The organism is Flavonifractor sp. HCP28S3_F3, from assembly GCF_052065355.1.
Lineage (GTDB): Bacteria > Bacillota > Clostridia > Oscillospirales > Oscillospiraceae > Flavonifractor.
Map to the genome: position 1 here is coordinate 126,480 of NZ_JBQHUF010000002.1, position 16,990 is coordinate 143,469.

General features: G+C 61.3%; 16 protein-coding genes. 10 read left to right on the forward strand and 6 right to left on the reverse strand.

Annotation, left to right across the window (positions count from 1 at the left end; translation table 11 throughout):
• Positions 1-34 precede the first annotated feature (34 nt).
• From ACTNB1_RS03185 to obgE, 9 genes are all read left to right on the forward strand, one after another.
• Positions 35-1,204: a thiolase family protein gene (locus ACTNB1_RS03185; protein WP_441167835.1), complete on the forward strand. Its 1,170-nt coding sequence runs from the start codon at positions 35-37 to the stop codon at positions 1,202-1,204.
• A gap of 164 nt (positions 1,205-1,368) precedes the next feature.
• Positions 1,369-1,923 (forward strand): DUF1836 domain-containing protein, encoded by a 555-nt coding sequence (locus ACTNB1_RS03190; protein WP_441167836.1) that lies wholly within the window; start codon positions 1,369-1,371, stop codon positions 1,921-1,923.
• 24 nt (positions 1,924-1,947) lie between these two features.
• Positions 1,948-2,820, forward strand: a complete 873-nt coding sequence (locus ACTNB1_RS03195) for a DegV family protein (protein WP_441167837.1) — start codon at positions 1,948-1,950, stop codon at positions 2,818-2,820.
• Positions 2,820-3,761, forward strand: coding sequence for a 50S ribosomal protein L11 methyltransferase (prmA, locus tag ACTNB1_RS03200; protein WP_441167838.1), 942 nt, complete (start codon positions 2,820-2,822; stop codon positions 3,759-3,761). Before ACTNB1_RS03195 ends, prmA begins: the two co-directional genes overlap by 1 nt.
• 88 nt (positions 3,762-3,849) lie before the next feature.
• Positions 3,850-4,962, forward strand: coding sequence for a metallophosphoesterase (locus tag ACTNB1_RS03205; protein ID WP_441167839.1), 1,113 nt, complete (start codon positions 3,850-3,852; stop codon positions 4,960-4,962).
• A 252-nt stretch (positions 4,963-5,214) separates the two neighbouring features.
• A complete protein-coding gene (gene rplU / locus ACTNB1_RS03210) occupies positions 5,215-5,526 on the forward strand; it encodes a 50S ribosomal protein L21 (protein WP_130870096.1) in 312 nt (103 codons plus the stop codon).
• 1 nt (position 5,527) lies between these two features.
• Positions 5,528-5,860 carry a ribosomal-processing cysteine protease Prp gene (locus ACTNB1_RS03215; RefSeq protein ID WP_087343864.1) on the forward strand — a complete coding sequence of 111 codons (333 nt, stop codon included), beginning with the start codon at positions 5,528-5,530 and terminating at the stop codon, positions 5,858-5,860.
• A gap of 49 nt (positions 5,861-5,909) precedes the next feature.
• Positions 5,910-6,194, forward strand: coding sequence for a 50S ribosomal protein L27 (gene rpmA, locus ACTNB1_RS03220; protein ID WP_130870097.1), 285 nt, complete (start codon positions 5,910-5,912; stop codon positions 6,192-6,194).
• A 77-nt stretch (positions 6,195-6,271) separates the two neighbouring features.
• Positions 6,272-7,552 carry a GTPase ObgE gene (obgE, locus tag ACTNB1_RS03225; RefSeq protein WP_441167840.1) on the forward strand — a complete coding sequence of 427 codons (1,281 nt, stop codon included), beginning with the start codon at positions 6,272-6,274 and terminating at the stop codon, positions 7,550-7,552.
• Positions 7,553-7,590: 38 nt separating this feature from the next.
• On the opposite strand, the gene ACTNB1_RS03230 is transcribed toward obgE, so the two are convergent.
• The 3 genes from ACTNB1_RS03230 to ACTNB1_RS03240 all read right to left on the reverse strand — a co-directional run bounded on the left by ACTNB1_RS03230 (position 7,591) and on the right by ACTNB1_RS03240 (position 9,632).
• A complete protein-coding gene (locus ACTNB1_RS03230) occupies positions 7,591-8,613 on the reverse strand; it encodes a DUF4179 domain-containing protein (protein ID WP_441167841.1) in 1,023 nt (340 codons plus the stop codon).
• Positions 8,610-9,098, reverse strand: a complete 489-nt coding sequence (locus tag ACTNB1_RS03235) for an RNA polymerase sigma factor (protein ID WP_441167842.1) — start codon at positions 9,096-9,098, stop codon at positions 8,610-8,612. The genes ACTNB1_RS03230 and ACTNB1_RS03235 overlap by 4 nt, the downstream gene beginning before the upstream one ends.
• Before the next feature lie 123 nt (positions 9,099-9,221).
• A complete protein-coding gene (locus ACTNB1_RS03240) occupies positions 9,222-9,632 on the reverse strand; it encodes a hypothetical protein (RefSeq protein ID WP_441167843.1) in 411 nt (136 codons plus the stop codon).
• Positions 9,633-9,956: 324 nt separating this feature from the next.
• On the opposite strand from ACTNB1_RS03240, the gene ACTNB1_RS03245 reads away from it, so the two are divergent.
• On the forward strand, positions 9,957-12,590 hold the full coding sequence (locus ACTNB1_RS03245; RefSeq protein WP_441167844.1) for a cation-translocating P-type ATPase: 2,634 nt from the start codon (positions 9,957-9,959) through the stop codon (positions 12,588-12,590).
• 49 nt (positions 12,591-12,639) lie between these two features.
• Here ACTNB1_RS03245 and mgtE read toward each other — a convergent pair whose 3' ends face one another.
• The 3 genes from mgtE to ACTNB1_RS03260 all read right to left on the reverse strand — a co-directional run bounded on the left by mgtE (position 12,640) and on the right by ACTNB1_RS03260 (position 16,977).
• Positions 12,640-13,989, reverse strand: a complete 1,350-nt coding sequence (gene mgtE / locus ACTNB1_RS03250) for a magnesium transporter (RefSeq protein ID WP_441167845.1) — start codon at positions 13,987-13,989, stop codon at positions 12,640-12,642.
• A gap of 434 nt (positions 13,990-14,423) precedes the next feature.
• Positions 14,424-15,413 (reverse strand): tripartite tricarboxylate transporter substrate binding protein, encoded by a 990-nt coding sequence (locus ACTNB1_RS03255; RefSeq protein ID WP_441167846.1) that lies wholly within the window; start codon positions 15,411-15,413, stop codon positions 14,424-14,426.
• Between the two features lie 40 nt (positions 15,414-15,453).
• Positions 15,454-16,977, reverse strand: coding sequence for a tripartite tricarboxylate transporter permease (locus ACTNB1_RS03260; RefSeq protein ID WP_441167847.1), 1,524 nt, complete (start codon positions 16,975-16,977; stop codon positions 15,454-15,456).
• Positions 16,978-16,990: the final 13 nt, after the last annotated feature.

A 16,990-nucleotide genomic window follows, 5' to 3' on the forward strand; every position in this document is an offset into this window, starting at 1 on the left:
CATAAACACAGAGAACCGGAAAGGAATGGAGCGTATGTCTGAGAAAAAACTGAGAGAAGCCGTTGTGGTGGCCTATGGCCGCACCCCTTACTGCAAAGCCAACAAGGGCTCCTTCGCCAATGTCCATCCCGTTGAGTACGGCGCCCAGGCCCTCCTGGGTGTGCTGAACAAGGTGCCTCAGCTGAAGGCTGAGGACATCGGCGACGTGATCGTGGGCTGTGCCATGCCCTTCGGCGTCCAGGGCGCCAACATGGCCCGGCTCATCGTCCAGCGGGCCGGCCTGCCCGACACCGTTACCGCCCAGACCGTGAATCGCTTCTGCTCCTCCGGCTTGCAGACCATTGCCACCGCCGCCAACGCCATCCGCTGTGGTGAGGAGGACGTGATGATCGCCGGCGGCGTGGAGTCCATGTCTATGGTGCCCATGCTGGTGGGCGTGGAGGACGCCGATCCCTGGCTGATGGAGCACCGTCCCGAGGTGTATGTCACCATGGGTATCACCGCCGAGAACGTGGCCCGCCGGTGGAATGTCTCCCGGGCGGATATGGATGCCATGGCCGCCGAGAGTCACCGCCGTGCCGCCAAGGCTCAGGCCGAGGGCTGCTTTGACGACCAGATCATTCCCATTACCGTCCCCGGCCCCGACGGCCAGGATGTGGTAGTCACCAAGGACGAGGGTATCCGCCCCGGCTGCAACGTGGAGAGCCTGTCCCAGCTGAAGCCCTGCTTCCTGGAGGACGGCCTGGTCACCGCCGCCACTTCCTCTCAGCGCACCGACGGTGCCGGCTTTGTGGTCCTTATGTCTGAGGAGAAGGCCAAAGAGCTGGGTGTAAAGCCCCTGGCCCGTTTCGTGGCCTTTGCTACCGGCGGTGTGCCCGCCGAGGTCATGGGTGTCGGCCCCATTGAGGCAGTGCCCAAGGTTCTGAAGAAGACCGGCATGACCATCGACCAGATGGACGTCATTGAGCTCAACGAGGCCTTTGCCTCCCAGGCTCTGGCCGTCATCCGCACCACCGGCATGGACCCCGCCAAGGTCAACCCCTGGGGCGGCGCCATGGCTCTGGGTCACCCCCTGGGCGCTACCGGCGCCATGCTCACCTGCAAGATGATGAGCTACCTCCAGCGCAATGGCGGCAAGTATGGCATGGTCACCATGTGCATCGGCGGCGGCATGGGTGCTGCCGGCATCTACGAGATGCTGTAACTTCATTTTGACCCTCTCAGCCCTTTATGGTCACATAATTATGTTATGTGACCATAAAGGGCTGTTTTCATGCCCTGATGGTCTTTACTTCCCCAAAAACAATGTGGTATAATTGGGCCGATATTTTATGATATGGTTTTCAAAACCAGAAAGGAGGGCCTCTTTTGGAAGAGATCCGTGAACTGAAGGAGCGCCTGGAGGGAGAGCGCCCGGTGGCCTGGGAGGATTTCCCGGATATTGGCCTGTATATGGACCAGCTCATCAGCTATATGCCCCGGCAGCTGATCCACTATGGAGAGGGGGAGACTCTGACCTCCGCCATGGTGAACAACTATATCAAGGACGGAGCCATGCCCCGGGCGGAGGGGAAGCGGTATTCCCGCACCCATCTGGCCTACCTTACCGCTCTGTGCGCCCTCAAGCAGGTGCTGTCGGTGAAGGACGCCGGCCTGCTGCTGGAGGCGGCGGGGGCAGGACAGGAGCCCCAGGCGTTGTATGCCCGCTTTCTGGAGGAGCTGGACCGCGCCCTGGACGTGACGGCCGGCACCCTGGACGCCAGCGACGGGGAAGAGGACCTGGCGCCCCTGGCGCTGTCTCTGGCCCTGCGCAGCTATGCCGACCGGCTGGCCTGTCAGCGGCTGCTGGAGTTGATCCGTGCCCGGCGGCCCCAGGAGGAAAAAGGTAAAAAAAGCAAAAAGCAGCCGGGAACGGACGGCTGAGAGATTACGGGAGGAAATATAGGAATGAATGATTACGTTTTGTTGACAGATTCCTCGGCGGATCTGACTGACGAGATGGTGCGGGAGCTGGATGTCCAGGTGCTTCCTCTGTCCTTCATCATGGAGGATAAGACCTATCGGAACTGGCCGGACAACCATGAGATCGACCCGGGCGACTTTTACCGCAGCCTGCGGGAGGGCGCCATGGCCACCACCTCGGCGGTGAACGTGGGCGACTATACCGACGCGCTGACCCCCTATCTGGAGGCCGGGAAGGATGTGCTGGTACTGGCCTTCTCCTCCGGCCTGTCCGCCACCTGCCGCTCCGCCCAGATCGCGGCGGAGGAGCTGATGGAGCAGTTCCCCGACCGGAAGGTGTATGTGGTGGACACCCTGTGTGCCTCCCTGGGCCAGGGGCTGCTGGTGTGGTACGCAGCCCGGATGAAGCAGGACGGCAAGAGCATGGACGAGGTGCGGGACTGGGTGGAGGAAAACAAGCTCCACCTGTGCCACTGGTTTACCGTCAGTGATCTCCACTTCCTGAAGCGGGGCGGCCGCATCTCTCCCGCTACCGCCGTGCTGGGCACCATGCTGTCCATCAAGCCGGTGATGCACGTGGACGATGAAGGCCACCTCATCAAGGTGGGTACCGCCCGGGGCCGCGGAGCTTCCCTGAAGGCCCTGGTGGACCACATGGCGGAGACCGCCATCGATCCCGGCAATCAGGTGGTGTTCATCAGCCACGGCGACTGCCTGGAGGATGCCCAGAAGGTGGCCGAGGACGTGAAGGCCCGTTTCGGCGTCAAGGAAGTAGTCATCAACTACGTGGGCCCCGTCATCGGCGCCCACTCCGGCCCGGGCACCGTGGCCCTGTTCTTTATGGGGAGCAAGCGCTGATGGAAGATGTGAAGTGGCTGGAGGTGACCCTGGACACCACCCAGGCTGAGCTGGACGATCTGTGTGCCAAGCTCACCGGCAACGGTGTTACTGGGTTTGCCATCGAGGATGAAGAGGACTTTAAGTCCTTCCTGGAGAACAACCGGCAGTACTGGGACTACGTGGACGAGGAGCTGCTGGAGCAGATGCGCGGCGTGTGCCGGGTGAAGTTCTACGTCACCGACGACGCCCACGGGAAAAAGCAGCTGGAGGAGTGGACGGCGGGCATCGATACCCCCTATACCCTGGCCTCCCTGGGGGACAACGACTGGGCCCACTCCTGGCAGAAGTATTACAAGCCCATGGCGGTAGGGGAAAAGCTGTATATCGTGCCCGAGTGGATGCGGGAGGACCCGGTGCCGGAGGGAAAGACCCCCCTGTACCTCAATCCCGGTCTCACCTTCGGTACCGGCAGCCACTCTTCCACCCAGCTGTGCCTGATGGGCCTGGAGGAGTACACTGTCCCCGGTAAGCCGGTGCTGGACCTGGGCTGCGGCAGCGGCATTTTGTCCATCGCCTCCCTGGCTCTGGGCGCCTCCCACGCCGCGGCGGTGGATATCGACCCCAAGGCGGTGGACGTGGCCTATGAGAACGCGGCCCTCAACGGCATCGGCAAAGACCGGTATCGGGTGTTGGCGGGCAATGTGCTGGACGACGAGGGCCTGGTGGCCGACCTGGCCAAGGAGAAGTACGCCCTGGTACTGGCCAACATCGTGGCGGATGTTATCATCCCCCTGTCCGCCAGAGCGGGAGAGTTTATGGATGAGGGGGCGGTGTTCCTCTGCTCGGGCATTATCGACACCCGGGCCGACGAGGTGGCCGCCGCCCTGGAGAAAAACGGCCTGCATGTCTTCCGCCGGCGGGAGCAGAAGGGCTGGGTCTCCCTGGCCGCCCGGCGGTAAGGGAAAAAGCAAAAGGAACGGTTCCATGGAACCGTTCCTTTTTTGTGCCGCCTGTGGTATGATATGGGATAAAAGCGAGGTGGAGACCATGGCGAGAAAAGTCAGGGTGGTGCGTACACAGCTGCCCGCCGGGCGGCGGGTGCTGGCCATCAGCGATGCCCACGGCAACCTGCCCTTTTTTCAGGGCGCGCTGAAAGCGGCCCATTACACCCCGGACGACGTGCTGGTGCTGGTGGGTGACCTGGTGGAGAAGGGTCCGGACAGCCTTACCATGCTGCGGGCGGTGATGGAGCTGGCCCAACAGAATACGGTGTTCTGCCTCAACGGCAACTGCGACAATCTGGTGCGGGAGTTCGTGGAGGAGCCGGGTGCAGTGGAGGACCCCTTTTACGACCACTATTTGAAAGTCTGGGGAGAGCGGTGCCTGCTCATTCAGATGGGCCGGGCGGCGGGGTTGGATCCCAGAGGCCCGGAGGACCTACCCGCCCTGCGCCGGGTCATTCGGGAGCACTTTGCCCCTGAGCTGGCTTTTCTGGCGGCCATGCCGGAGATCATGATTACCCCGGACTATCTCTTCGTCCACGGCGGCGTGGCCGACGAGGAACAGCTGGAGGGACTGGATGCCTGGCGGTGCATGAAAAACGACGATTTTCTCTCCCAGGGCCACTCTTTCCGACGCTGGTGCATCGTGGGCCACTGGCCGGTGACCCTCTATCACCCCCATGTGCCCTCCGCCGCGCCCCTGCTGCTGCCGGACCGGCATATCGCCAGCATCGACGGCGGGTGCTCCCTGAAGTGGGACGGTCAGCTCAATGTACTGGAGCTGCCTCAGACACCCGGCGGAGCATTTCACTGGTACGCCTACGACGGCCTGCCTACGGCCGTGGCCCTGGATGGCCAGGCCCCGTCAGTAGATTCGGTAAATGTGCGCTGGGGCCGCAACGTGCTGGAAGTGCTGGAGCGTGGAGAACGGCTCTCCCGCTGCCGCCACCTGGAGACCGGTCGGGAGCTGGAGGTGCTCAACGAGTACCTCTATCATGACCAGGATGGGGTTACCCGGTGTGAGGATTCCACGGATTATTGTCTGGAAATCGCCCCGGGCGACACGGTATCGGTGGTCCGCCAGCTGCCTGACCGGGCGCTGGTGAAGAAAAACGGCGTCACCGGCTGGTATTTTGGCCGATTGAGTGAAAAAAGATAGAAAAACCCTTGACTTTCCGAAATTCTGCGGATATACTATTAGAGCCGCTTTGAATGGGTATCAAGTGAAGCACGGCGTGATGTCACGCTCCGGCACGCTCGCGGCCGGGTCGCTAAGTATGTGCTCCGCGAAAAATGCCGTTGGCCTCCGGCCAACCTGTTTTTTCGTCTGCGCACTTCCTTAGCTCCCCTGCTCACGGCCTGCGCGCTTCCGCCCCCGACAGCGAGCCCGTAATGAAGGAGTTGAAACTACATGCATGCGATCATCGAGACCGGCGGCAAGCAGTACAAGGTGGCGGAGGGCGACACTCTGTTCATCGAGAAGCTGCCCAACGAGGCCGGCGACACCGTGACCTTCGACAAGGTTCTGGCTGTCATCGACGGGGACAAGATCACCGTGGGCACTCCCGTGGTGGAGGGCGCCAAGGTTGACGCCTCCGTGGTGAAGAACGGCAAGGGCAAGAAGATCCTGGTCTTCAAGTATAAGCCGAAGAAGGGCTACCGGAAGCGTCAGGGCCATCGTCAGCCCTACACCAAGGTGACCATCGGCGCCATCTCCATGTAAGATGACTACCGTCTCCTTTCACATGGAGGGCAGCCGCATCGTGGGCTTCACTGTGAAGGGCCACAGCGGCTATGCCGAAGCGGGGAGCGACATCGTCTGCGCCGCCGTTACCAGCGCCGTTCGACTGGTGGAATGCGCCGTCAACGACGTGCTGGGGCTGGAAGCCTCGGTAAAGGTAAAGGAGCGGGACGCGTCCATTTCCCTGCGTCTCCCCGGCGGGCTTGGCCAGACCGCTGAGAGCACCTGTCAGACTCTTCTGACCGCTCTCATGGTCCACATGACCAGTCTGCACGAGGAATATCCCGACTATGTGCTGGTGCTGGAGGAGGACTGACCTCCCCGCACAGCGTTTCATCAACACACAAGTTTGGAGGTGTGACACCATGCTGAACATCGGTATTCAGTTCTTCGCCCACAAGAAGGGCGTTGGCTCCACTCGTAACGGCCGTGATTCCGAGGCCAAGCGTCTGGGCGTGAAGCGGGGCGACGGTCAGTTCGTTCTGGCCGGTAACATCCTGGTCCGCCAGCGGGGCACCCATATCCATCCCGGCGTCAACGTGGGTAAGGGCAGCGACGACACTCTGTTCGCTATGAAGAGCGGCAAGGTCAAGTTCGAGCGCCTGGGCAAGGACCGCAAGCAGGTTTCCATTGTGGAGATCGCGCAGTAATTGCCTGCAATATGGGTAAACTAAGCCCCGGACGGAATCCCGTTCCGGGGCTTTTTCTTTGAGAGCAAGGAGGAACTATGGCAGCACCCTTTGTAGATACCGCCCGCATCACTGTGAAGGCGGGCAACGGCGGCAACGGCGCGGTGGCTTTCCATCGGGAGAAGTACGTGGCCGCCGGCGGCCCCGACGGCGGCGACGGCGGCCGGGGCGGCAGCGTGATCCTGGAGATCAACCCCCATATGTCCACCCTGATGGACTTCCGCTACAAGCGCAAGTATGTGGCGGGTAACGGCATGGACGGTCAGGGCAAGCGCTGCTCCGGCAAGGACGGAGAGGATCTGGTCATCAAGGTGCCTCGGGGCACCGTAGTGCGGGATGCCGACACCAATGAGATCATCTGCGACATGTCGGAGACCGACCGCTTCGTGCTGGCCAAGGGCGGCAACGGCGGCTGGGGCAACAAGCATTTTGCCACCCCCACCCGGCAGGTGCCCCGGTTTGCCAAGGCGGGGCTGCCCGGTCAGGAGCGGCAGGTCATTCTGGAGCTGAAGCTGCTGGCCGACGTGGGTCTGGTGGGCTTCCCCAACGTGGGCAAGTCCACCCTGCTCTCGGTGGTCTCCAAAGCCCGGCCCAAGATCGCCAACTACCACTTCACCACCCTGTTCCCCAACCTGGGCGTGGTGTATGTGGAAGAAGGGGTGTCCTTCGTTCTGGCCGACATCCCCGGCATCATCGAGGGCGCCGCCGACGGCGCCGGCCTGGGCCACGACTTTTTGCGGCACATCGACCGCTGCCGCCTGCTCATCCATGTGGTGGACGTGTCCGGCTCTGAGGGCCGGGACCCGGTGGCCGATTTTGAGGCAATTCAGGAGGAGCTGAAGCAGTACGGCTCCGGCCTGGAGGACCGGCCCATGATTGTGGCGGGCAACAAGGTGGATATTGCCGCCGACCGCTCCGGTCTGGAAGCCCTGAAGGCCCATGTGGAGGCCCTGGGCATGCCCTTCTATGAGATATCCGCCGCTTCCCAGCTGGGCACCCGGGAGCTGATGTTCGCCGCCGCCCGGGAACTGGAGCACCTGCCTCCCATCACGGTGTACGAGCCCACCTATGTGGAGCGTCCCCCGGAGGTGGATACCTCCGAGCCCCTCAATATTATCCACGAGGAGGACACCTGGATCGTGGAGGGTCCCTGGCTCCAGCGGCTCATGGCCAACGTCAACTTCGGGGACTACGAGTCCCGCAACTGGTTCGACAAGATGCTCCGCCAGTCCGGCCTGTTCGACCGGTTGGAGGAAATGGGCATCAAGGACGGGGACATCGTCTCCCTCTACAACCTGGAATTCGAGTATCAGAGATAAGAAAACCGGGCCCGCAAACCGGCGGGCCCGGTTTTTGCTTATTGGGTGACGGGGATGACCACATCCCCCACGGTGATGGAAGCCACCTCATCCAAGGAGAGAATCTGGTCAAAAATCATGCTTTTTTGGCAGTTTACGCCGTCTTCACCGTAGGCGCTGGAGCCGCCGGCATGGGACAGATCCAGAGTGGTGCCATCGGTGTAGGTGAGGGACAGGGAGAGCGGCTCGATCCAGTCCAGGCTGGGATCTCCCGCCCCATGGACCGTGTAATCCACCTGGATGGACAGGGGGGAGAGGGTGATGGTGTTGAGTTCGGCCTCCGCCCCGTCCAGCCGGAAGGTCTGCCCGCAGGGCAGGACCCGGGAGGAATCCTCAAAGTCCAACTGGAACTTCAGCGTCCAACTCCCCTCTGCCAGGGTGGTACAGGCAGTATAGTCCTCGTTGTAAAGCTCCAGATCCCGGAGCTGGACAGTGAGCTCCCCGGGTTGGATCGGGGTGTCCTGGGTGCGAAGCTCCACGAACTGGATGGCGTTGTCGGCGGGATCAGCGTCAAAGAACCAGGTTCTGGCGTGGCTGCCGCCCTTGTAGCCCCGGGGCGTGGTGTCATGGGACTGGAAGGCCAGCGGCAGGGCCTCGGTCTCCGGATTTGCGGCCCGGGCCAGAACGTCATCACTTACCAGAGCCGTTCCGTCCTCCCGCTGGATGGTGTACACCACCGCATAGCTGTAAGTGTCCCCCACGATGGCGTCGGCGGTGACGGTAATGCCATGGTCGGTGTCGGAGGCCCCAACGGGGTAGCCGATCTTGTCGATGACCTCGGTCTGGGCGGAGGAGCCGAAAATAGCGGAGAAAGCCGCTCCTACCTCTCCCAAAGCACCGGTGGCTCCAGCCGCGCCCAGACTGAGTACCAGAGCGGCGGCCACCCCCGCCGCAGCCAGACGGCGGATGGGCAGGACCCGGCGGGGAGTGGCTACCTCCGACGCCATCAGTCGGTCTACCATATCTTCCTTTTGCTCCGGGGTGAAGCGGAGCCGGTCCATCGTATCCTGATAACGGTTCATGTCAAATCCTCCTGTTCCAGATAAGTCCGCAGCTTCTGCCGTCCCCGCTCCAGCCGGGTAAAGACGGTGGCAGGTTTTTCTCCCAGCAGGGCGCCGATCTCCCTGGCGGAGTAGCCCTCGTAATAGTAGAGGTAGATGACGGCCCGGTATTTGGGAGGCAGCAGCTCCAGTGCCGCCAGCAGACTGCCCTCCTCAGGCTGGGGAGCGGGCACGATCTCTGCCGCCTCCAGAGCCACCGTAGTGCGCCGCCAGCGGCTTTTCAGGTGATCCTTGCACAGGTTGACGGCAGCGCGGATGATCCAGGCCCGTTCATGCTCCGGACTGTCAAAAGTTTGGGGATGTTGCAGCAGCTTGAGAAAAATGTCCTGACAGATATCCTGGGCGTCGTGGGTATTGCCCAGATAGGTGTAGCTCAGCCGGAGGATCAGGTCGGAATAGGTCTCCACCAGCCGCCGGGCCTCCGCCCGGTCCAATGTGGGAGCCATGTCTGTCACATCCTTTCCGAAGGGAATAAAAAGCGCTTTCACCCAGAATACGATTGAGAGCGGCCGGATTCTTCACAACGGGCAAAAAAACCGCGGAAGCTGGGGGCTTCCGCGGTTTCTGCGTTATGAGGCCGGAGGCTGGGGTGGCTGGGCGCCGGGAATGGCGGAGTCCTCCTTGGTGTGGAGGAACTTTTTAATCACAAAGATCAGCGCTACGGCGGAGACCCCCAGCAGGGTATCCACCGGGGAGGCGTGGCTTACCACCAACTGCCGGGCGATAGCGAAGAGAAGCACGTCGGTGACGGCTCTGGGCGTATGGAGGACCAGCATTTTCATGAACTCCAGACCCACGATGATGTTCATGGCGCCAGCTAAAAACTGGTCCAAATTGAATTGACCCGCAAGCAGGGATGTCAGGGAGTCCTTCCCGGTCAGCAGCATCTGAACCACGGTGACGATCAGAATGAAAGCGGCGATGATCATCTCCAGCACCCAGGCGGTCTTCAACAGCGTGATAACGACTTTTGATTTCATGAACGGCTCCTTTCTCAAAAAGGACTGCTGAAAAAAGTATAACGGAAGGCGGGCGCCACGTCAACCGCTCCGGGAATAATGCTGAAAAGCGGGGGAATACTGGAAAAGAATTGACTTGGCCGCGGGAATGTGATATGATACCGACAGTTGAAAAGGGAGTAGTTTGAAAGTCGTTCCGTCAACATCACGGTCAGTCTGCTGACCTGGCGGTACGCGCCCGATGTGGTAACAAGACTTTTCGGCAACTGTTGTCGTGGACGGCGGTTGGCGGGAGGTCTTTTTTTATTGCCCTCTCGCCGAATATTAACAAAGGGAAGGGATCTTATGACAGAACCGTATTACAGCAAGACCACATCCCAAGCGCTGGAGGCCCAGCAGGTCGACCGGAAGGGCCTGACGGATCAGCAGGCCCGGGCCCGGCTGGACCAGTATGGCCCCAACAAACTGTCTGAAGGCAAGAAAAAGAGCGTACTTCAGATCTTTCTGGAGCAGTTCAAGGATCTGCTGGTCATCATCCTCATCGTCGCAGCCTTCATCTCCGCACTGTCGGAGAACGTAGAGAGCACCATCGTCATCTTCGCCGTGCTCATCCTCAACGCCATCTTGGGTACCGTCCAGTACCTGAAGGCGGAAAAGTCCCTGGAGAGCCTGAAAGCCATGTCTTCTCCCACTGCCAAGGTGCTGCGTGGCGGCGTCCGGGTGGAGATTCCCTCCGCCGACGTGGTGCCCGGCGACATCGTGCTGCTGGAGGCAGGCGACATGGTGGTGGCCGACGGCCGCATCCTGGAAAACTTCTCCCTAAAAGTCAATGAGAGCTCCCTCACCGGTGAGAGTGAGGGCGTGGACAAGACCGACGAGGTCATCGAGGGTGGCAAGGTGGCCCTGGGCGACCAGAAGAACATGGTGTTCTCCGGCTCCCTGGTGACCTATGGCCGTGCGGAGGTGCTGGTCACCGGCACCGGCATGGACACCGAGCTGGGCAAGATCGCCGCTCTGATGAACCAGACCCAGCAGCGCAAGACGCCTCTGCAGCAGAGCCTGGACAACTTCTCCGCCAAGCTGGCGGTGGTCATCATGGCCATCTGCGCCGTGGTGTTTGCCCTGTCTGTGTTCCGCACCCATATGGGGGTGCTGGACTCCCTCATGTTCGCCGTGGCTCTGGCGGTGGCCGCTATTCCCGAGGCGCTCTCTTCCATTGTCACCATTGTGCTGGCCATGGGTACCCAGAAGATGGCCAGACAGAACGCCATTATGAAGGACCTGAAGGCGGTGGAGAGCCTGGGTTCCGTCTCCGTCATCTGCTCGGATAAGACGGGCACCCTGACCCAGAACAAGATGACCCCCCAGAAGGTGTACGCCGACGGCTCCCTGCTGGAGGGAGATGACCTGGAGCTGGTGAACGACGTGCAGCGGCTGCTGCTCAAGGCCGCCCTGCTGGCCAGCGACGCCACCAACAACGAGGAGACTGGCTCCTCTATCGGTGACCCCACCGAGGTGGCTCTGGTGATGCTGGGCGAGAAGTTCGGTGTGGACGAGGAGACCTATCGTGCCCAGCATCCCCGGCTGGGCGAGCTGGCCTTTGACTCCGACCGCAAGCTGATGAGCACCCTCCATGACATTGATGGGGTTCCCACGCTGTTCACCAAGGGCGCCATCGATGTACTGCTGGATCGGTCCAAGTGGCTGCTGACCCGGGAGGGGAAGGTGGAGCTCACTCCCGAGCGGAAAGAGGAGATCGCCCGGGTAAATATGGAGCTGTCCATGGAGGGCCTGCGAGTGTTGGCCTTTGCCTACAAGGAGATAGACAGCGTTCGGCCCCTGACCCTGGACGACGAGAACGAGTTCACCTTTATCGGCCTTATTTCCATGATCGATCCGCCTCGGCCCGAGGCAGTACAGGCGGTGGCCGACGCCAAGCGGGGCGGCATCCGCACCATCATGATCACCGGCGACCACAAGGTCACTGCCTCCGCCATCGCCAAACAGCTGGGCATTTTCCGGGACGGGGATGAGGCTGTGTCCGGCCTGGAGCTGGACCAGATGACCGACGCCGACCTGGATCAGCGGCTGGAGAAGATCTCGGTATACGCCCGGGTGTCTCCCGAGCATAAGATCCGCATTGTCAACGCCTGGCAGCGCAAGGGCTGCATCGTGTCCATGACCGGCGACGGCGTCAACGACGCCCCTGCCCTGAAGAAGGCCGACATCGGCGTAGCCATGGGCATCACCGGTACCGAGGTGTCCAAGGACGCCGCCTCCATGATTCTGGCCGACGACAACTTCGCTACCATCGTCAAGGCGGTGGTCAACGGCCGCAGCGTGTACGCCAACATCAAAAACGCCATCCAGTTCCTTCTCTCTGGCAATACAGCTGGTATTTTCTGCGTGCTTTATGCCTCTCTGTTGGCGCTGCCGGTGCCCTTCCAGCCGGTGCACCTGCTGTTCATTAACCTGCTCACCGATTCCATGCCTGCCATTGCCATCGGCATGGAGCCCGCCCGCCAGGGCCTGCTGGACCAGAAGCCCCGGGACCCCAAGCAGCCCATTCTGGACCGGCCTCTGCTCACCCGCATCGGCGGCCAGGGCCTGCTGATCGCCATCGTTACCATGATCGCCTTCTACCTGGGCTACCAGGGCGGCGACGCCGTCATGGCCTCCACCATGGCGTTCGCTACCCTCACCCTGGCCCGGCTGTTCCACGGCTTTAACTGCCGGGGAAGCGAGTCTATCTTCCGGCTGAAGTTCTCCACCAACAAGTACTCCATTATGGCGTTCTTTGCCGGTGTGGTACTGCTGCTGGCGGTGCTGTTCATCCCCGGCCTCAAGGGCCTGTTTATGGTGGCTCCCGCCTTCGGGGTTGCCAACCTGGGAGAGATCGTGGGCCTGGCCTTCCTGCCCACCCTGGTGATCCAGATCGTCAAGGTGATCTGCGACCTGCGCCGGGGCAAAGAAGCGTAAGAAATGAAAAGACGTCCCTGTCCGTCTGGCGGACAGGGACGTTTTTTGCTCAGATGGGCAGCAGCACGCTGGCAATATTGAAGTATACGATCAAAGAGATGGCGTCCACAATGGTGGTGATGAGAGGGGCGGCCATAATAGCCGGGTCAGCCTTGAAGAACTTGGCCGCCATAGGCAGGATGCCGCCTACAGTCTTGGCCAGCAGCACCGTGACATACAGGGCGGCGGCCACAGTGAGGGCGGTGGCCGTCTGGCCGGGGTAGGTGAGGATAAGACGGACAAAGTTCACCGCACTGAGTACCGCACCCACCAGCAGGCTCACCCGCAGCTCCTTCCAAAAGACGCGGGCAAAATCCCGCAGCTGGATCTCGCCCACCGCCATGCCGCGGATGATGAGGGTGCTGGACTGGCTGCCGGCATTTCCGCCGGTGTCGGTGAGCATGGGGATAAAGGTGACCAGCAGCGGCATGGCGGCAAAAGCCGCCTCATACCGGCCCAGAATGCCGCCGGTGATCATGCCGGAGATCATCAGCACCAGCAGCCACACGATGCGGTGCCGGGCCAGGGAGAACACACTCGTTTTCAGGTAGGGCTTTTCCGAGGGGGCCATGGCGGCCATCTTCTCAAAGTCCTCAGTGGCCTCCTTCTCCAGTACGTCCATGCCGTCGTCCACCGTGACGATGCCTACCAGACGGCCCTCTTTGTCCACTACCGGCAGGGAGAGAAAGTCGTATTTCATCAGCCGGGCCACTGCTTCCTCCCGGTCCTCCCCGGTCTCGGCGGTAATGACGTCGGCCTCCATCAAGTCGGCCACCCGCTCTCCGTCGCCGGCCAGCAGCAGCTCCCGGATGGTGACCACGCCCTCCAGCCGCCGGGCGGCGTCGGTGACATAGCAGGTGTAGATGCTCTCCGAGTCCGCTCCGGTCTTTCGGATGTGGTCAATGGCCTGAGCCACCGTCATGCTTTTTTTCAGGTCGGTGAATTCGGCGGTCATAATGCTGCCCACCGAGTTCTCCGGATAGTTGAGGAACTGGTTGATAAGCTGCCGGGTGTCCGGACGGGCGGCCTGAAGCACCCGCTTCACCACCCCGGCGGGCAGCTCCTCCAGCATGTCCACCGCATCGTCCACCCACAGCTCTTCCACAATGGCGGAGAGTTCCTGGTCGGTAGCCGCCTGGATCAGGGCCTTCTGATCCTCCGGCGGAAGCTCGGAGAACACCTCCGCCGCCGCCTCCTTGGGCAAGGCGCGAAAAACTGCCAGCTTCTCCTGGCCTGCCAGCGCCTCCAGCAGCTCCGCCAGATCGGCGGGGTGCTCCTCCGCCAGCGCCGCCCGCAGGGCGTGCACGTCCCGGCGCTCCAGCAGATCCCGCAGCGCCTCCAAAGTCAGATTCTGTTTCATGGGTCTTTCCTCCTGTCTGTTGAGATACAGCGAGGAAGTGACCAAAACAGGCACGCCGCGGCAGAGCGCCCGGGCTATATGCCCGGCCGCTCCCCGCGGCGGAGAGCTCCTATCTGGGAACAACTGACCGGGCCCCGCCCGGCGTTCCCCTTGTTACAGGGAAAACCAGGCGGCGCCAGACCGGCCCGTTAAGGCACTCTCACAGCCCGCGTTGGTACTTCGTCCGCATTGGTCCACCTGATTTTCCTCCTTTTTCCTATTATTTTGCTAGCCTTTTGGCTGCCGTTTGAGGATATCATATTTTTACCTTAAAGGCAACCCCTAAAATGACAAATAAAAGCGCCGGCTATGTGACGGTAGCACACATAGCCGGCAAGAACAAAAGGATAAGTGGGAAACAAAGGAAAGAAATTTGGGAAAGAGAGGGAACTATATTACTGGAGCAGGTCCTGATAGGCCATATACTCCTCCCGGGTCTGGGACAGCAGCTCCAGCGCGTCATCGTGGGCGATGTACTCGGCGGGCTGGTTATAGCCTTCGATCAGAGCGTTCTGGTATTCGGGGTCCTCGGCGATCTGGGCGGCTACCTCGTTGATCTTGTCAATGATAGCCTGATCGGTGCCCTTGGGGAAGGCGATGATGTAGGGCTTCTCCATCACGAAGTCGATGCCGCACTCCACAAAGGTGGGGATGTCGGGATCCAGGTTCTCGTTGCGCTCCTCATTGTACTGGGCCAGGATCACCAGATCGCCGGTCTCAGCGTAGTCCTTCACGGCGCCGTAAGAGATAGCGGCCAGGTCCACACGTCCGCCCAGCATGTTGGTGATCTTATCGGAGGCGGAGCCGATATCCAGGATTTTCAGATCAATACCGGCCTTATCCATCAGGATCAGGCCCTGGAGGTGGGAGTAGCCGCCAAGCTCGGAGGCGTAGGTGATCTCACCGGGAGCCGCCTTGACCTTCTCCACCAGGTCCTCCACAGAGGTGATGCCGGAAGCCTTGCTGGCCACCAGAACGGTTCCCTTGTCCACGGCGGGGATGCAGGCAATGTCAAAGTCGTCCATGCTGTAGTCGATGAGGCCGGCCACCTCGTTGACGATCATCTGGCCGGTGTGGCAGAACAGGATCTTGGTGCCGTCAGGCTTGCTGTCCTTGACCTCAGAGGTGGCCACGCTGCCGCCGCCGCCGGCGGTGTTGGTAATGACCATGGGCTGGCCGGTGACCTTTTCAAAATAGGTGGCAAAGGTGCGGGCGTTGAAGTCGGTGTCGCCGCCGGCGCTGGCGGTGACCACCACGTTGACCGCTTTGGTGGGCCACTCTTCGGCGTTGTCGCCGGAGGAGCTGGAGCTGTTGCCGCAGCCGGTCAGGGTGCCCAGCAGGAGGGCACCGGCCATCACAGATGCAAAAAGCTGTCTCTTTTTCATGTCAATGCGTCCTTTCCATCATAAATTTCTTTATTGAAGCTCAGACCGCCTGGCTGCTGGCCGCTTTTCTGGCCTGGGCTTTTTTGATTTCCTTGACGACCACGTAGATGAAGTACACCAGGGTGAAGATCAGGAACGCGGCGGCGATGGGCTTGGTGAAGAAGTCCAGGAAGTTGTCGTCGCTCATCATCATGCCGCGGCGGAAGTTGGTCTCAGCCATGCTGCCCAGCACAAAACCAATGACGAAGGGAGCCTGGGGGACCTTGAAGATGGTGAAGAAGTAGCCGATGACGCCGAAGATCAGCACGGCCCACACGTCGAACACTCGGCTGGAGAGGCCGAAGGCACCTACCACGCAGAGCACAAACACGATGGGGAGCAGGATGTGGCGGGGCACTTTGAGGATCTTGGCAAAAATACGCATGCCGTACCACTCGATCACCAGCATCAGCACCGTGGCTACGATGCAGGCCACGAAGATGGTGTACACCAGGGGACCGTAGTTCTGGAACAGCAGAGGGCCGGGGGCGATGCCGTGGACCATGAAGGCGCCCAGCAGCAGGGCGGTGACGCCGTCACCGGGGATACCCAGAGTCATCAGGGGGATCAGGGCGCCGCCCACGGAGGCGTTGTTGGCGGTCTCGGAGGAGATGATGCCGCCGATGTAGCCCTTGCCATATTCGTCGGAGTGCTTCTTATCGGTGTTCTTGTTGACGGTGTAGGCCACCAGGTTGGAGGTGCCGGCGCCGATGCCGGGCAGGATGCCGATGCCCAGGCCCACCAGGGCGGCCCGGATGGCGTTGGGAATCTGCTGAATGAATTCCTTGACAGAGAAGCCGAAGCCCTTGACCTTCATATTGACCTGGGCCACGTCGCCGGGCTTTTCGCTCTTGGCTACCTCAGCGATCTTAATGACCTCGGACACGGCGAACAGGCCGATCATGACGGTGAGCACGTCAAAGCCGTCGGACAGCGCCACGGTACCGAAGGTGAACCGCTTCACCGCATCCAGAGGGGCGATACCCACAGTGGCGAAGGCCAGGCCAAGCACACCGGAGAAGATACCCTTGATCATGGAGCCGGAGGACAGGGTGGCAATGAGCATCAGGGAGAAAATGGAGATGGCAAAGTACTCGTGGGGGCCGAAGTTGATGGCCACTTTGGCGACCTGGGGGGCAATAAACATCAGGGCAACGATGCTGATGATGGTGCCCAGGAAGGAGTAGAAGACGCCGGCGCCCAGAGCCTTGGCACCCTCGCCTTTGGCCAGCATGGGGTGTCCGTCAAAGCAGGTGGCGATGGAAGCGGGGGTACCGGGGATCTTCAGCAGGATGGCGGACACCAGACCGCCGGACACCGAGCCGATATACAGGGCTACCAGCACGGACAGACCCTGGCCGGGATCCATGCCGTAGGTCAGGGGCAGGAACAGGGCGATGGCCATCACGGAGGACAGTCCGGGCACTGCTCCGAAGATGATGCCGATGATGGTACCAAGCAGCATCAGCACCAGACAGAAGGGGGAAAACACATTGGCAAACCCCTGTGCAAACAGTTCCAACATTGAGATTCGCCTC

Excerpts from the sequence above, each read along its gene's own strand:
- ACTNB1_RS03230 (WP_441167841.1), bottom strand. The coding sequence starts at position 8,613 with ATGAACCGTTATCAGGATACGATGGACCGGCTCCGCTTCACCCCGGAG.
- prmA (WP_441167838.1), top strand. The coding sequence starts at position 2,820 with ATGGAAGATGTGAAGTGGCTGGAGGTGACCCTGGACACCACCCAGGCT.
- ACTNB1_RS03185 (WP_441167835.1), top strand. The coding sequence starts at position 35 with ATGTCTGAGAAAAAACTGAGAGAAGCCGTTGTGGTGGCCTATGGCCGC.
- rpmA (WP_130870097.1), top strand. The coding sequence starts at position 5,910 with ATGCTGAACATCGGTATTCAGTTCTTCGCCCACAAGAAGGGCGTTGGC.
- mgtE (WP_441167845.1), bottom strand. The coding sequence starts at position 13,989 with ATGAAACAGAATCTGACTTTGGAGGCGCTGCGGGATCTGCTGGAGCGC.
- ACTNB1_RS03205 (WP_441167839.1), top strand. The coding sequence starts at position 3,850 with ATGGCGAGAAAAGTCAGGGTGGTGCGTACACAGCTGCCCGCCGGGCGG.
- ACTNB1_RS03235 (WP_441167842.1), bottom strand. The coding sequence starts at position 9,098 with ATGGCTCCCACATTGGACCGGGCGGAGGCCCGGCGGCTGGTGGAGACC.
- ACTNB1_RS03260 (WP_441167847.1), bottom strand. The coding sequence starts at position 16,977 with ATGTTGGAACTGTTTGCACAGGGGTTTGCCAATGTGTTTTCCCCCTTC.
- ACTNB1_RS03195 (WP_441167837.1), top strand. The coding sequence starts at position 1,948 with ATGAATGATTACGTTTTGTTGACAGATTCCTCGGCGGATCTGACTGAC.
- ACTNB1_RS03245 (WP_441167844.1), top strand. The coding sequence starts at position 9,957 with ATGACAGAACCGTATTACAGCAAGACCACATCCCAAGCGCTGGAGGCC.
- ACTNB1_RS03255 (WP_441167846.1), bottom strand. The coding sequence starts at position 15,413 with ATGAAAAAGAGACAGCTTTTTGCATCTGTGATGGCCGGTGCCCTCCTG.
- rplU (WP_130870096.1), top strand. The coding sequence starts at position 5,215 with ATGCATGCGATCATCGAGACCGGCGGCAAGCAGTACAAGGTGGCGGAG.
- ACTNB1_RS03215 (WP_087343864.1), top strand. The coding sequence starts at position 5,528 with ATGACTACCGTCTCCTTTCACATGGAGGGCAGCCGCATCGTGGGCTTC.
- ACTNB1_RS03240 (WP_441167843.1), bottom strand. The coding sequence starts at position 9,632 with ATGAAATCAAAAGTCGTTATCACGCTGTTGAAGACCGCCTGGGTGCTG.
- obgE (WP_441167840.1), top strand. The coding sequence starts at position 6,272 with ATGGCAGCACCCTTTGTAGATACCGCCCGCATCACTGTGAAGGCGGGC.